This is a genomic window from Brevibacillus brevis NBRC 100599 (assembly GCF_000010165.1).
GTDB lineage: Bacteria > Bacillota > Bacilli > Brevibacillales > Brevibacillaceae > Brevibacillus > Brevibacillus brevis_D.
This window is the reverse complement of record NC_012491.1, coordinates 2,348,302-2,362,523: the sequence shown is the minus strand read 5'-3', so window position 1 is coordinate 2,362,523 and position 14,222 is coordinate 2,348,302. Positions and strand designations below refer to the sequence as shown.

The window sequence follows — 14,222 nt, the reverse complement described above, 5'->3', positions numbered from 1 at the left end:
TTTATTTTACAATACCCCTGTAGGGTATGCAATACCCGATTTTACATTTCCTGCTGTGTATCTGTAAAAAAACTCCCCATCGATAAAAGACAGGGAGTTTTGCTTACGCTTCTTGGCTGAAATGCGTTCTTATCGGAACAAAAAACGATTGCTCCACCTCATTCGCAGATAATGGGCGACTGTAATAGTACCCTTGAATTTCCTTGCAATGATTTTCTGTCAAAATATCCAACTGATCCTTCGTTTCAATGCCTTCTGCAATTACATCCAATTTCAGATGCTTCGCCATCGAAATGATAGTGGCCACAATGGCTTTATCGTTTTCATTTCGAGACAGGTCTGTTATGAAGGAACGGTCAATCTTTAGCTTGTGGATCGGGAACTTTTTCAAATAGCTCAATGAGCTGTAACCGGTTCCAAAATCATCCAAGCTGATTCTCGTTCCGATTTTGTTTAACTCATGAAGGATGCTGATCGATACTGCCGGGTCCATCATCATGCTCTCCGTGATTTCCAATTCCAAAAAGTGCGGGGCAAGCTTGGTTTCCTCGAGAATATTTTTGATGTACTGGACCAGGTTCCGTTGGTGGAATTGATGGGAGGACAAATTGACAGAGACGGGTATCAACGGCCCCCCTTTATCATGCCACTGCTTCATTTGCCTGCACGCTTCCCGAAGCACCCATGTACCGATCTCATAAATCAATCCTGTCTCTTCAGCAATAGGGATAAACACTCCTGGTGAAAGCATCCCCTTGGTTGGATGATTCCACCTGACCAGCGCCTCCACTCCGATCATGCGATTACTTTCCGAATGAAATTGAGGTTGGTAGTACACCACCAGCTCTTTTCGTTCAATTGCTTTTCTGAGATCACGTTCTATTTCAATATTCTCCAGCAATTGGGCGTCAAAATCTGTCGTGTAGAACAGATGACCATTTTTCCCCTGTTTTTTCACCTCGTACATGGCTGTATCCGCTTTTTTGAGCAGCGCGACAGCATCCGTGCCGTGATCTGGGAATATCGCCGTTCCAATACTTGCGGATATGTAAAATTCACTGTCTTTTAGCGTGAATGGCTGTTTCAATGCTTCAATGATCTTATCGGCTAAACTCGCTGCTTCCCTGCCATCCGCTCCTGTTTCGCAGAGGATGGTAAATTCATCCCCACCCATCCGGGCAATTGTTGCGTGGTACCCTTTCGCACTCTTTGAAATTCTGTCGCTGACCCCCTGCAAAAAGATATCGCCGTAGGAGTGACCCAAGGAATCATTGATCATTTTGAAACGATCGATGTCGATAACCATGACGGCAAAGCTCGATGAATCTTGGCTGCTTTTTTCAATGGATTGATGCAGAACTTGATTAAACTTTCTTCGGTTCGGTAAGTCGGTCAGCTCATCGTGATAGGCCAAATACCTGATTTTTTCTTTCACGCGATTCTCTTCGGTAATATCCTTCACAATGATGTGATTCCCCACCACTTCTCCCTCAATCTCAACCGGGACATTGAGTACACTCAGCTCAACGCGATTTCCGTTCGGATGAAAGATGGTCGTCTCAAAATTATTTCGATTGGGCGCAAAAGACTGGGCGAAAGAATCTTTTGTGAGTTCCCTTTGCTCCTCAACAATATGCATGCGAATTTTCGATACATGCTGGTTGATGAATTCTTCCTCCCGCAGTCCGCCAATCTTCGTGACAGCTGGGTTCATTTTGATAATACATCCACCTGTATCTAAGGAAATAATGCCGTATTCATTATTTTTATAAAGGGAACGATACCAGCTTTCACTTTCTTGAATGACCGTATCCTTTTGCGAGAGTCGTTTGTTAATAAACAAGCCGAACAATGTAATGCCGATCAGTAAAAATGTGGCCAAGACGATGATATAGGCCAAGCTCTCCGGCTCAATCTGCGTCCCCACTTGTTTTGTCGGTTGTTCCGTTCCGTAGAAATGCGCTGCAACCATCCCGGTGTAATGCATACCCGCGATTGCTGCCCCCATAATGAGTGAGCTGCCCAATTTATATAAATACGCGTATTTCGACTGATCACGGCGAAAGTAAAACAAGAGCCATAGTGCCGCTGCCGAAGCAGTCGCTGCGATCATAATGGATAAAATGACAATCCTTGTATCGTATGTAATTTCGATCATCATCGCGGCCATTCCAACGTAGTGCATCCCAGATATTCCAGCAGCCATAAGAATTCCCGCGATACCTAGCTGTCTCGCATGTAAGTTGCGTTTCGTGATGGTAAACAAGGCTATGCTTGAGACGAAAATGGCAAGGATGACGGATAGAATGACATATTCCATGTCATACAGAACCTTTATGGGGAGGGTAAGTGCCAGCATTCCGACAAAATGCATGGACCATATTCCAAGCCCCATCGTTGTGGCACCAAACATCAACCAGAGTAGCTGATGCTTCCCTTTACTTTTACTCACTCTGGCTGCCAGGTTGAGAGCAGAAAAAGAAGCTGCAACCGCGATTAAATAAGATAGTATCACAAGGAAACTATCGTACGTCCCATGTATCTGGTGATCCAAGCTCCTTCACCGCTTTCCTTTTGTTAATCTCGATGGTCTCACTTAAACCATGCTGCCTGATTCACCATAACGATTTACCTGCAAGAAGGAATCGATTTCTTTCGTGGGCAGCGGTTTACTGTAAAAGTACCCTTGGACTTCATTACACAATTGTTCCTTTAGAAAATCAACGTGTTCATGTGTTTCTACACCCTCTGCAATAACAGCAATTTTCATGTTATGTGCCATATGGATGATCGTTTTAATAATCGCTTGATTCTGTGGATTCAAATTCCTTAGAAAGGATTGGTCGATTTTGAGCCGATCGATCGGGAATTGACTCAGATAGCTCAAAGAACTGTAGCCCGTCCCGAAATCATCGATACTGATGCTAACCCCGAGAGCTTTCAAGCGATTCAAAATCCGAATCGTATAGTCTACGTTTAGCGCCATGCTTTCCGTGATTTCCAGCTCCAAGTATTGCGGAGCTAACCCTGTTTCTTCAAGGATCGAGGTAATCATCTCAATGAGATTGTTTTGCATAAATTGGCGTAAGGATATATTGACCGCAACAGCCAGCTGTGTAAAGCCTGCTTCCTGCCACGCTTTTGTCTGTTGGCAAGCCGTTCGCATTACCCATTCTCCAAGCGGTACAATTAAGCCTGTTTCTTCTGCGATCGGAATAAATTGAATAGGCGGGATGAGACCAAGGTCTGGATGGTCCCACCGAATCAGCGCCTCCATACCAATAATCTGGCCCGTCTGCAAATGAATCTTCGGTTGGTAGTGCAGCGTAAACTGTTTCTCATCCAAAGCTTTTCGCAGCTCTCTTTCAAGCTGTAGTTTTTTCGCTAAAACCTGATGCAGCTCCTCCGAGAAAAATTGATAATTATTTTTCCCTTGCTCTTTTGCCAAATACATGGCAGCGTCTGCATGCTTCAGTAGCGCTTCAATATCGTCTCCATCATCCGGATACATGCTGATGCCGATACTTGGTGTGATAAAGATTTCGATATGGTCTAACGTAATCGATTCGGACATGCTCGTGATGATTCGTTGCGCAATTTCACCAGCCTCCCTGTGTGTGACACCAGTGAGAAAAATGGCGAACTCATCTCCACCCAGTCGAGAAACAGAATCTTCTTTTCGCAAACAACAAATAAGACGATTTGCTACTGCTTGTAAAAGGACATCCCCAATGGAGTGCCCAAGCGTGTCATTGATGTTTTTAAATCGATCCAAATCGATGAACATAACGCCGATTTTCTCATCTTTTTGTTTTGCTTTGAGCATTGCCTCTGCGAGTTTTTCATGAAAAAGCGTTCGATTAGGCAGGTTGGTTAAGGAATCGTAGTGGGCCATGTAGCGAATCGTTTCTTCCGCTTTTTTTCGCTCAGTGATGTCAATCATGGAGCCTACCATTTCCACGATTTCTCCGTTTTCCTCAATAGGTGACAACGTAATGTAATAATCATTTCCGGATAGCTTTAGTTCGAAAGTGACAGACTCGCCAGCAAATGCTCTGCGAAAATAGCTTTCCATTTGCTCCGCTACCTCATAAGGAAAGATTTCATACGACGTTTTTCTCAACATCCTCTCAGACGTTAGCCCGAGCTCTTCGGCAATTTTCCCTTCACACAAGGTATACGTGATGTTCCCTCTCTGATCTGTCACGATCTTGAACACACAGTTTTGCAAGTTTTGGACCGTCCTGCGAAAATCGTTCTGCAAGGCTTCTGCCAAAGCTGTCTCTGCTTCAATCCGGTCGGTAATGTCCGTACGGATTGAAACGTATTGATACGGAACCCCCCGGTCGTCTAGAAATGGCACGATGGTCGTATTCATCCAGTATTCAGTGCCATCTTTGGCGCGATTCTTCACTTCGCCCTTCCAGACACGTCCTTGCTTGATCGTTTCCCACATTAATTTAAAAAACGACTTGGAATGATAGCGAGAGTTAATGACCCGATGTGTATTTCCAACTAATTCATCCACTTCGTATCTGGAGATTTCACAAAACTTGTCATTTACATAAGTAATGACGCCTTTGTCGTCTGTAATCGCTACAATCGAAGATTCATCCAGTGCATTTTTGATATCGTGCAAGTCCTTCATCGTTTTTGCAAGAGACTCTTCCATCAGCTTTCGTTTCGTGATGTCCGTCCCGATTGCTACATACTGATAAAGGAATCCACTATCGTTCATGAACGGAACTAATGTCATGCTAAGCCAATATTCCGTCCCGTCCTTTCCCCGGTTTTTCATCTCACCTTTCCATACTTTTCCTCGGCTGATGGTATCCCATAGCGATTTAAAATAGTTTCGCGGGTGGAAACCGGAATCGACGATGTTATGGCTCTTTCCGATTAATTCCTCTCTATTAAACTTGGAGAGTTGACAAAAGTTGTGATTGACGTAGGTGATGATTCCTTTTTCATCTGTTATCGAAATAACAGATGACTCTTCCAATGCAGATAATGCATACTTTACATCTCTGATATGATTAAACACATGGCACCCCCGCCTGTTTTCGCATTACAATTGAAACTTCCGGATGGAATGCTGCAGCTCTTCTGCCATTTCGGCGAGTGTGCTAGAAGCGGTTGTAATCTGTTCCATAGAAGCTGTTTGTTCTTGTACAGAAGCAACTACGCTTTGCGTGTTTTCCGCTGCCATTCTTGAAACATGCGAAATTCCCTCTATAAATTCTACAACGGAAACCGTTCCGTCATTGGCTTTATTGATTTGTCCCGACATTTCTTGTGTTCTTTTCGAGACTTCGTCTACTACCCCCAAAATTTTATGGAAGGCAACCCCAGCTTGTTCGATCATGATGACTCCTTCTTGAACAGCTACGTCCCCTTGACTCATGACGTGAATCGCCTTTTCCGTATCTCTTTGAATATCCCCAATGATGGAAGCGATCTGCGAAGCAGCTTGCGCGGATTGCTCTGCTAATTTGCGAACTTCATCTGCGACGACCGCAAAGCCTCTTCCCTGTTCTCCCGCTCTCGCCGCTTCAATCGCTGCGTTCAACGCCAATAAATTCGTTTGACTCGCGATTTCCGTAATAATCGAAACGATTGAGCCAACTTCTTTTGATTTTTCGCCGAGCATATTGACCACTTCGGTAGAAGAGCTCACTCTTTCATTAATTTCTTTCATTTGTTCGATTGATTTGGCAACCACTTCATTACCTTCCGTTGCTGTTTTGTTCGCTTCAACGGATGAGCTGATCGCATGCTCCATGCTCGTTGATACTTGCTGCATAACCTGCGAGATGCTCACAGCAAGCTGTGTGGCATTCTCTGCATCATTTACTTGCTGCTCAGCACCTGCTGCAATACCTTGGATCGATTGGGATACGTGCTCTGCTGTCTGATGTGTTAGTTCGGAGCTGGCTATCAATTCCTCGGAGGATGCGGCTACTTGTTGTGAATGGAAGGAGACTCGTTCTAATAAATCTTGCAAATTGTGCTTCATTTGGATAAAATGGCGGGCAAGTTCGCCAATTTCGTCACGATTCTTGATCGAAATATCTGCTTGTGCCAAGTTCCCTGCGGCAATTTGTTCTGCGGCCTGCGTGATCAGTAAAACGGGATGAGAAATGGCACGTCCAATCATGAAGGCGATACCGACTCCTGTGAGAAGCGCCAGCGCGCTAAGCAAGACAACCAGGAGCTTCGTAGATTGAATGCCTCTTTCCAGTTCCACTATATCTTGTTCCAATAGCTTCTGTTCAAGAGAAACAAATTCCTGGGCTTTTTGAATAAACAATTCGCCGACTGGCGTACATTCATCCCTGACCAAGCGCGTGTACTCTTCTACCTTGTTTTGTTGTTTTAATGCGACGACCCGATCAATAATTTCCTCGTGTTGGGTATGTAGCTCGTTCATCTCTGTAACGAGCTTTTGCCCTTCAGATGTCATGCCCAAACGGAATAATTCTGCTGTGAGCTCTTTATAACGGTCATTGGCTTTTGAGTACCCTGTCAGGTAGCTGCCATCGCCTACAATGACATATCCTCGTGCATACTTTTGTCGTTCACTGACACTGGCAATAATGTCCTTGGACAACATCTCCTTGTGGATTCTGTCTTCAATTATCCTCCCATAACGGGAATCGATGGAAGAAATCTGAGAAAAACCAATCCCTGCTACTGCCACTAAAAGTAATAACACGGCCAAAAATCCTAAAAAAAGCTTTCTCCTTACCGTCAACTTCATAATAGTTGTTTCCTCCATCGCAATTCTACGAATGATTTCTTCTTTCTGTGAAAATGCAAGTAATTTTATAATCCCTTTCTCTTATATAACGGCATTTTATATAGGACTTTTGACCTTTTTTATCATATAACATCGTTCTGTAACATTTCTAAAATTCTTTTCGACAAGGAAAAAGCCCCGACTGCCAAAGCAGACGAGGCTTGCGTTTCCAATTATGCGTCTCATGTTCCTTACATGTCTTATCGTTTTGGCGCTCGAAAACCTGCTTGCTGCGCTTCTTCCTCCGTCGCAAACCACGTTTCCGCATTTGTTTGCTCATAGCTAGCGGAGCCAGGAACGTGATAGATTTTCTCGCCCTTACTATTGATATTGCCCTTGATCGTCTTGCCTTCTGGTGGTGCAGTATCTGCTACGGTATTATTATTGGACTGTTTTTTTGGCTTGGCTTTTTCCTTAGAAGCCTCTGCCTGCTTCTCTTCTAAAGCCCACAATCCGCGATTCTGCTCCCGCGCCTCCCGCTCTGCTGCCAAGAACAGCTCGGCTTGGGCTACATTAGGTGGGATTGTCATGATTCGGGCGTAGCCGTCACGAACGAGCTTTTCATTGACAAAGGTGCCGTCTTCCAAATATACGTAAGCAAGCAAACGCTTGTATTTGTCATAGGGCTCGACATCGAACTTCAGCTTAACCTTTTTGCCCGTTAAAAGCTCTTTGGAGTAATTGCTCGCTTCTTTCCCATACGGTTCGACTGGATGGTTGGGTTTCACTGTCTCCGGGGTATCTACGCCAATCATACGGACTTTTTCTCCGCTATCCAGCTCGAATGTATCGCCATCAACCACTCGTTTGATCAGAGCATCCATCTCTCCGTTAGCTTCTGGTTGGCCGGACGCTCCACATGCCGTTAGCAAAAGAGTAAGTACGAGCAGATACATAGCAAATCGTCTCATAAACTTCCTTCTCCTCTTCTATGTTGCATTGTTTTCCAGCGTAGTGGATTTGCCCGCGCAGGTCAATAGGAGAGAAAAAAGTACAAACAATCAAGTTTTTTGGTAAAATAATGAAAATGAAAAGGGAGCGATTTTTGATGGGTTGGGCTGAATTTCAACTTGTACCAAACCAGTACAACGACGAATGCAAAAAAATCGACGAGAGTATTCTTCAGCTACTTCGTGAGCGAAAAATGCTTGCAAACGGGAAAAGATTAACCCCACCCCAGGAAATCCGACAGGAATGGGCTGAGAAATACGGTATGGATGAAGCTGAACTTGGTTGGTTTCTGCACACATTAGATTCTGAAATAAGGCCCGTGTTCCCTGATAAATACGGTGAATTGATCGGTGTGCTGCCTATTATGAAAACAACTGTGCTTGATGGTTTTACCTACACATTGACACATGCCATGCAACACAAGAATTTGAGCATCGTTCATGTCGAGATAAAATCGGGATTGACTGATTATGAAGACATTGGTATGCTACGCCCACATCTCATGCTTGAAATCAAAAGCTCACAGAAGCACCATGTACGCAAAAGCGGAGCGCGCGGCTCTGAGGGAAAAAGCTCCCTGCAGTTTATGGTCAGCCCTGCCCTTCCTGATCAACTCGATAGTGTTGGCTTCTCCTTGACCCCCTACGCATCGCCACGGGAACTGCCACCGCGCGAGCATGTTTTGGATAGAGAAGTACATTTTGTGTAACGAAAAAAACGACCTTCGCCCAAGGTCGTTTTGTCTATACGTCCAGATTTTAATCACGATCGGCACTAAACAAGAACAACAGGACGACCACGACAATAATAATCCATATAAATTCCTCGTTTTCGCGATCAAAAAAACCGTCGAACAGACCCATGGTGGAGTCCTCCTTTCCTTCTCGTTACAGCCTATGCAAAAGGCTAGACACGTGTCAGTAGTTGGAAGAGCCCAAAAGTGAAATTCGTGTTCGAAAGAATGTATTACGAACAAGTAGACAAGATCAAATGCGTATAGGTACCTAGCTGTCTTACTTCATTCGTAAAACCAAGATGAACAAGCTCCTGTAGCAATCGGGAGCGATCTGCATAACAGCGGTCCTGAATATCTGCTATCACTCTCGTATGTCCTGCTTCCTCTAGGGCTTCCAGATGAGCTTGTCTATGCGTCTGATCCTCAAACATCAAATCGGCAATGACCAACCGTCCCCCTGGTTTTAATACGCGGCGACATTCTGCCAAGGCAAGCTGCTTTTGATCATCCGTCAAATGGTGCAAGGCGTAACTCGTAGCCACAAAGTCAAACCGATTTTCTAAAAACGGAAAGGCGAAAAAGGTTCCCAGCTTCGTCTCGACCTCCGCGTGTTTTGCTCTGCATTGCTTCAGCATTTGCGGAGATTGGTCGAACCCGCTCATCTTGGCTCCTTTTTTCACGAGACGCCCAGCGAGGTTTCCAGTTCCCGTTCCAGCATCCAAGCCGCACTCTCCTGGTTTGACTGCAACGGCTGCTACCACCTCATCCAGTACGTTCTCGTACGATTCATGACCATTCCCGCCATGTACCCATTCGTCGTAGCGGTCCGCCCATTCATTAAAATTCCATCGATCCACCCAGTTATCCCGCGTCTGCTTCAATCGCTTGTTCGCCTCTGCCAATGTAAACAGCTCTGCTGGATCAATCGATTCCTTACCCTTTACCCGCTCAATCATCGCTTCTGTCGTTTGGATGACCTTGCTCATTTCTACCCACCTTGTATACATAAACGAACGCTGCAGCTCTAAATAATGGAGAAGAGTGCCTTCCTGATCTTTCATTTGAATCAGAAGCTCCCGTATGTCTTCTACCGCCATCCCGACCTCGCGCAGGGTAATGATGGTTTGCAGCCTCCAGACATCTTCCTCCGTGAACTGGCGATACCCGGACGCATCTGCTTTTGATGGCTTGATCAGCCCTTTTTCTTCATAATATCGAATCGCACGCGGAGTTATTTGCAAGCGATGGGCCATGTCTTTGATTTGCATGGAACTCTCTCCCTGTTTCATTCTTTCCTTATCATAAACCTTGACGCAGCGTGAATGTACAGACAGAAAGAAAAAAAGCTGCCGGATTCCTCCCGACAGCTGATTTCTATCTTATTAATGTGGCGCTGGCTCAGAAATTTGTTGGAGAGCGTCACTCGCTTCATCGTGATGGACTTGACGAACAGCCATGTCTGCCAACGCCACAATTCCAACCAGCTTGCCATGCTCGACAACGGGCAGGCGACGAATTTGATGCTGAGCCATAACCCTTGCCGCTTCATCAACCGTCATTCCCGGCTGACCAAGAATAATGTCTCGGGTCATGACAACCTCCGTTGCAGTCGATCCTTCATGCTTTTCAGCCAAACCGCGAATCACAATATCGCGGTCTGTAATGACACCGATCACATCTTCTTTTTCATCCACAACCGGAATGACCCCTACATTCCAATCGCGCATTTTGCAAGCCACTTCATACACATTATCCTTAAGCGTCACAGTAGCGACATCTTTTGTCATAATTTCACGTAGAGTACGATTTTCCAGCTTTGCCATTTCATTCTCCTCCTTTTGCTAATCAACGATTGTAGTTTGTCCGCTCATCTATCGTTTCATTCGCAAGAAAGAGTATGATATATTGCGCTTCTTCCAAAAACAGACTATGATTAAATGAGTGAATATCTCACCCATTTTTAGGAGGAAAAAGAATGGTCATTAAGGACACGGGTATTGGCACGAAAGAAGTCTTTTTCGCCGATCTGGAGCATTATATGAGCGAACTCGGCTTTGATCGCGGCGCTTGGGATTACAAGCATGCTACATACGATTATAAAATCCAAGATAAAGGCAACGTCTTCTACCTGCGCATCGAAGCGAACGTGACGCAAGGCAAGCTTGAGGATACGCACGCAGTACTGAAGCTCGAAGATCCTTACATGGGCAAACACCTTTTCCCACACGGGCTGGATTACGATTACCCAATGCCAGACTCCGTTGTAAAAACAGCGAAGTTGAAGCTGCAAATGCTAGGTGAAAAGCTGTCCTCACATTAAAAATTGAAATGCATGGTGTGCAGAGAGGAATCCCCTCTCTGTTTCACGTAGAGGGGGGTATTTTTTATGAAGACGAGGGGCGTACCTGACTTCTTGCTCCTGTTTTTGACCGCCCTACTTGTTGGGTTTGGGATAACCATGGTGCTCAGCTCCAGCTCCATTTTCGCGTTGACGAGCTTTACAAGCGGCGGCTGTGATTACTGTGGCGGAGATGAGCTTTATTTCGTGAAGCGTCAATCCGTTTTCTTGCTGCTCGGTGTCGTTGGGATGCTGGTCGCCATGAACATTCCCTTCTCCTTTTATAAGAGAAACTTCTTATTGATTGCGCTCGTCAGTTTCTTTTCTTTGCTCCTGGTTCTTGTTCCGGGTATTGGTAAGGAAGTGAACGGAGCTCGATCATGGTTTGAAATCGGTTCTGCAACTATTCAGCCTGCGGAGTTTGCCAAGCTTGGTCTTATTCTGTACTTGGCAGCGATCATCTCCAAAAAAGGGAACGGGATACAAAAGCTGAAATCTGGATTGATGCCCCCACTGATGGTAACGGGGATGTTTTTTATGATGATTGTCGTCCAGCCTGACCTCGGTTCTGCTGCCATCCTGCTCGGGTGCGCTTTGATTGTCATGATCTGCGGTGGCGCCAAAATCCGTCAACTGGTCGGTCTCGGTGCACCAGCTGTGACTGTTGCACTATTGGTATACATCACAGCAAAGCCCCATGCCTTGAATCGGATTTCTTCCTACCTCGATCCATGGAGTGATATGAGTGGCACTGGCTACAACATTATTCAATCCTGGATTGCAATTGCACATGGCGGCCTGACTGGGACAGGCTTTGGAAAAAGCATTCAAAAGTATTTGTATTTGCCCGAGAGGCATACCGATTTTATTTTCTCGATCATGACAGAAGAGCTTGGCTTTATCGGTGCCTCTGTGTTCCTCTTGATTTTCTTGCTTTTCCTGCTGCGTGGCATCCATATTTGTTTGCGCGTAAAAGACACCTTTGCCAGTCTCGCAGGAATCGGTGTGGTCAGCATGTTCGCCATTCAGGCGATCTTAAACATTGGCGGAGTAACGGGTTTGATTCCATTGACAGGTGTACCATTGCCGTTTATCAGTTATGGTGGTTCCTCCTTACTCGTATGTCTGCTCGCCACAGGCTTTTTGCTCAGTATATCGCGGGAAGTCAGTCGCCAGAAGGTAGAAGAGCAATTACAAAAACAGCCATACGCCATGTAAAAAACAAGCATAAGGGATACCGGATGAGTCCAGTATCCCTTTTTTCTTACTCATTTCGAAGGAGTTCGATTGTTTCCACCCGTACATTCACGGCTTCCACATAAAGACCTGTCAATGTTTCCACCGCTTCTTTTACTTTTTCCTGTAGGACATGACAGACGTGATGAATCTGCGCCCCATAACGGACGGACACACGCATGTCAATGGTGACTCTGTCTTCTATTACGGATACGGTAATGCCTTTTGCGCCGCCATTCAGCTTTTTCGCCAAATCTTGATAAATTCCGCTTGAACGAACTGTGACTTCCAACACTTCTTCTACAGCAACGCCAGCAATGATTGCGATCACCTGATCTGCTACTCGGATTTCGCCAAGTCTGTCAGCCATCAGGACGCCCTCCTCTTCGCCCGTTTCTTTCTTCCCCCACTGGTTTCATTTGCCTTTTCTTTCATTATAAACAAATCATGCTTGGGCTTGGAAGGGAATTTGTTTTTTTCTCTCCGTTAGTGTCGGAGATGTGCAATGAATGTCAATGAGTGTCAACTGTTCTGCAGCAAGCGCCTCCCGCAATACAGGCTCCAGAGCTTGTACCTCTTTAACAACCTTGCCACTGATCCCGCAAGCTTTCGCCAATTGTTGAAAATCTGGATTATGCAATTTCACTCCAAAAGGGATCAAGCCCGCCTGACTCATTTTGACCTCTTCCAATCCTAATGTCCCATTGTTCACCACGAGAATTACAATCGGAAGCTGGAGCTGGGCCGCTGTCATCAATTCCGCCAGATTCATTTGCAATCCCCCATCCCCGGCAATGCAGACGACCTGCTTCTCAGGATAGGTTAGCTTTGCAGCCACAGCCGCAGGCAACCCGAATCCCATTGTTCGCCACTTTCCAGAAAAGAGTGGGGTCTGTTTTTTCCCACGGAACGCACGATTAAACCAGATCGTGTGCTCACCCGTATCCAGGACGATAATCGCATATTCATTGACCACTCCCCCAAGCGTATGCATCAAGGTTTGTGGCTTTACTTGTTCACTCGCTTGCTGAATGACAGCTTGCTCTGTCTCCTCGCCAAACTCGCCATGCCAACGCTTGATTTGTTCCTGCCACGTATCGTCCTGTCTGCGCGATTGCAAACGTCTCATCCAGATCGGCAGGACATCGTCCAATTCAGCCGTGACAGACTGAAGGTAAGGGTGTGCATGTATCGATCCAGGCTGATGATCTACTTGAATGACGGACAGTTTCTTGGGCAAAAAAGCGCGAGGGAACCAGCTGGCTCCCAAAATTAGCAACAAATCAGCTTCCGCTAAAGCATGTAAAGCTGTTTCGCTGCCCCCCTCTCCCCATCCCCCGATCACAAGTGGATGTGTTTCCTCTATCGTTCCTTTTGCTCCGAGCGACAGCAACACGCCTGCCCCTAGCTGTTCCGCTAGCTTCACACACAAATCCGCCGACTTGCGAGCACCGATTCCAATTAGAACAAGAGGCTTTTGCGCCTTTGCAACCTGCTCGGAAGATAGCTCAATCTCCATCCGATCCGGATAAATGGCATGTGGAATGCGTGGAAGTGCTGCAAGGACAGCTTCTGAAGTCGTTTGGGTAAAGACGTCCTTGCAAATGGCGAGATGTGTCACTCCTTTTTGCTGCATAGCCGTGACAAATGCTTTGTGCAGAACACTTTGGATTGCATCTGGATGCGTAATCGTCGTCGAATAAAAACTGATGGGACGAATCATGTCTTCTTGAGAGATAAACTGCTTGTACGCTCCACCCAGCTTGTATGTCTCCACTTGACCTGTAATCGCAATGACCGGTACACGATCCGTATGCGCATCTGCAAGTCCATTCAGCAGATTGACGAAACCTGGCCCCATCGTCGCGGTACAAACAGCTGGATTCCCTGTCAGCTTTGCTTCCGCACTTGCCATCATGGCCGCAGCAGATTCATGCTTGCAAGCAACGTATTGGATGTCGGATTGCTTCGCGATCTGATCCAGCCAGGCAAAGATTCCGTCACCTGCCACCCCATATATTCGTTTTACTCCCCAACGAATCAACTGTTCCGTCAAATATTGCGCGACCTGCATCAAAATCTTCCCCTTCCAGGACAAAGTTCAAATACATGTACTCGTAGTCTACGCATTCTCCAATATTTTACTAAATCCAAAATGACGG

General features: G+C 45.8%; 11 protein-coding genes. 3 read left to right on the top strand and 8 right to left on the bottom strand.

The window, feature by feature from the left end; translation table 11 throughout:
• Window positions 1–103: 103 nt before the first annotated feature.
• The 4 genes from BBR47_RS11625 to BBR47_RS11610 all read right to left on the bottom strand — a co-directional run bounded on the left by BBR47_RS11625 (window position 104) and on the right by BBR47_RS11610 (window position 7,710).
• Window positions 104–2,554 carry a bifunctional diguanylate cyclase/phosphodiesterase gene (locus BBR47_RS11625; protein ID WP_012685970.1) on the bottom strand — a complete coding sequence of 817 codons (2,451 nt, stop codon included), beginning with the start codon at window positions 2,552–2,554 and terminating at the stop codon, window positions 104–106.
• Between the two features lie 42 nt (window positions 2,555–2,596).
• A complete protein-coding gene (locus BBR47_RS11620) occupies window positions 2,597–5,044 on the bottom strand; it encodes a sensor domain-containing protein (RefSeq protein WP_012685969.1) in 2,448 nt (815 codons plus the stop codon).
• A gap of 24 nt (window positions 5,045–5,068) precedes the next feature.
• Window positions 5,069–6,760: a methyl-accepting chemotaxis protein gene (locus BBR47_RS11615; protein ID WP_041749378.1), complete on the bottom strand. Its 1,692-nt coding sequence runs from the start codon at window positions 6,758–6,760 to the stop codon at window positions 5,069–5,071.
• 239 nt (window positions 6,761–6,999) lie between these two features.
• Complete coding sequence (locus tag BBR47_RS11610; RefSeq protein ID WP_012685967.1) at window positions 7,000–7,710, bottom strand: thermonuclease family protein; 711 nt, start codon at window positions 7,708–7,710, stop codon at window positions 7,000–7,002.
• Between the two features lie 137 nt (window positions 7,711–7,847).
• On the opposite strand from BBR47_RS11610, the gene BBR47_RS11605 reads away from it, so the two are divergent.
• Window positions 7,848–8,459: a hypothetical protein gene (locus tag BBR47_RS11605; protein ID WP_012685966.1), complete on the top strand. Its 612-nt coding sequence runs from the start codon at window positions 7,848–7,850 to the stop codon at window positions 8,457–8,459.
• Between the two features lie 257 nt (window positions 8,460–8,716).
• Here BBR47_RS11605 and BBR47_RS11600 read toward each other — a convergent pair whose 3' ends face one another.
• Window positions 8,717–9,754 (bottom strand): MerR family transcriptional regulator, encoded by a 1,038-nt coding sequence (locus tag BBR47_RS11600; RefSeq protein ID WP_012685965.1) that lies wholly within the window; start codon window positions 9,752–9,754, stop codon window positions 8,717–8,719.
• A 114-nt stretch (window positions 9,755–9,868) separates the two neighbouring features.
• On the bottom strand, window positions 9,869–10,309 hold the full coding sequence (locus BBR47_RS11595; RefSeq protein ID WP_012685964.1) for a CBS domain-containing protein: 441 nt from the start codon (window positions 10,307–10,309) through the stop codon (window positions 9,869–9,871).
• Between the two features lie 152 nt (window positions 10,310–10,461).
• Between BBR47_RS11595 and BBR47_RS11590 the strand changes: the two genes are divergently transcribed.
• Both BBR47_RS11590 and ftsW read left to right on the top strand, forming a co-directional pair.
• Window positions 10,462–10,806 (top strand): YugN family protein, encoded by a 345-nt coding sequence (locus tag BBR47_RS11590; RefSeq protein ID WP_012685963.1) that lies wholly within the window; start codon window positions 10,462–10,464, stop codon window positions 10,804–10,806.
• A gap of 66 nt (window positions 10,807–10,872) precedes the next feature.
• Complete coding sequence (ftsW, locus tag BBR47_RS11585; protein WP_012685962.1) at window positions 10,873–12,042, top strand: putative lipid II flippase FtsW; 1,170 nt, start codon at window positions 10,873–10,875, stop codon at window positions 12,040–12,042.
• A 46-nt stretch (window positions 12,043–12,088) separates the two neighbouring features.
• On the opposite strand, the gene BBR47_RS11580 is transcribed toward ftsW, so the two are convergent.
• Window positions 12,089–12,430 (bottom strand): Asp23/Gls24 family envelope stress response protein, encoded by a 342-nt coding sequence (locus tag BBR47_RS11580; RefSeq protein ID WP_012685961.1) that lies wholly within the window; start codon window positions 12,428–12,430, stop codon window positions 12,089–12,091.
• A 75-nt stretch (window positions 12,431–12,505) separates the two neighbouring features.
• A complete protein-coding gene (locus BBR47_RS11575) occupies window positions 12,506–14,134 on the bottom strand; it encodes a thiamine pyrophosphate-binding protein (protein WP_012685960.1) in 1,629 nt (542 codons plus the stop codon).
• Window positions 14,135–14,222: the final 88 nt, after the last annotated feature.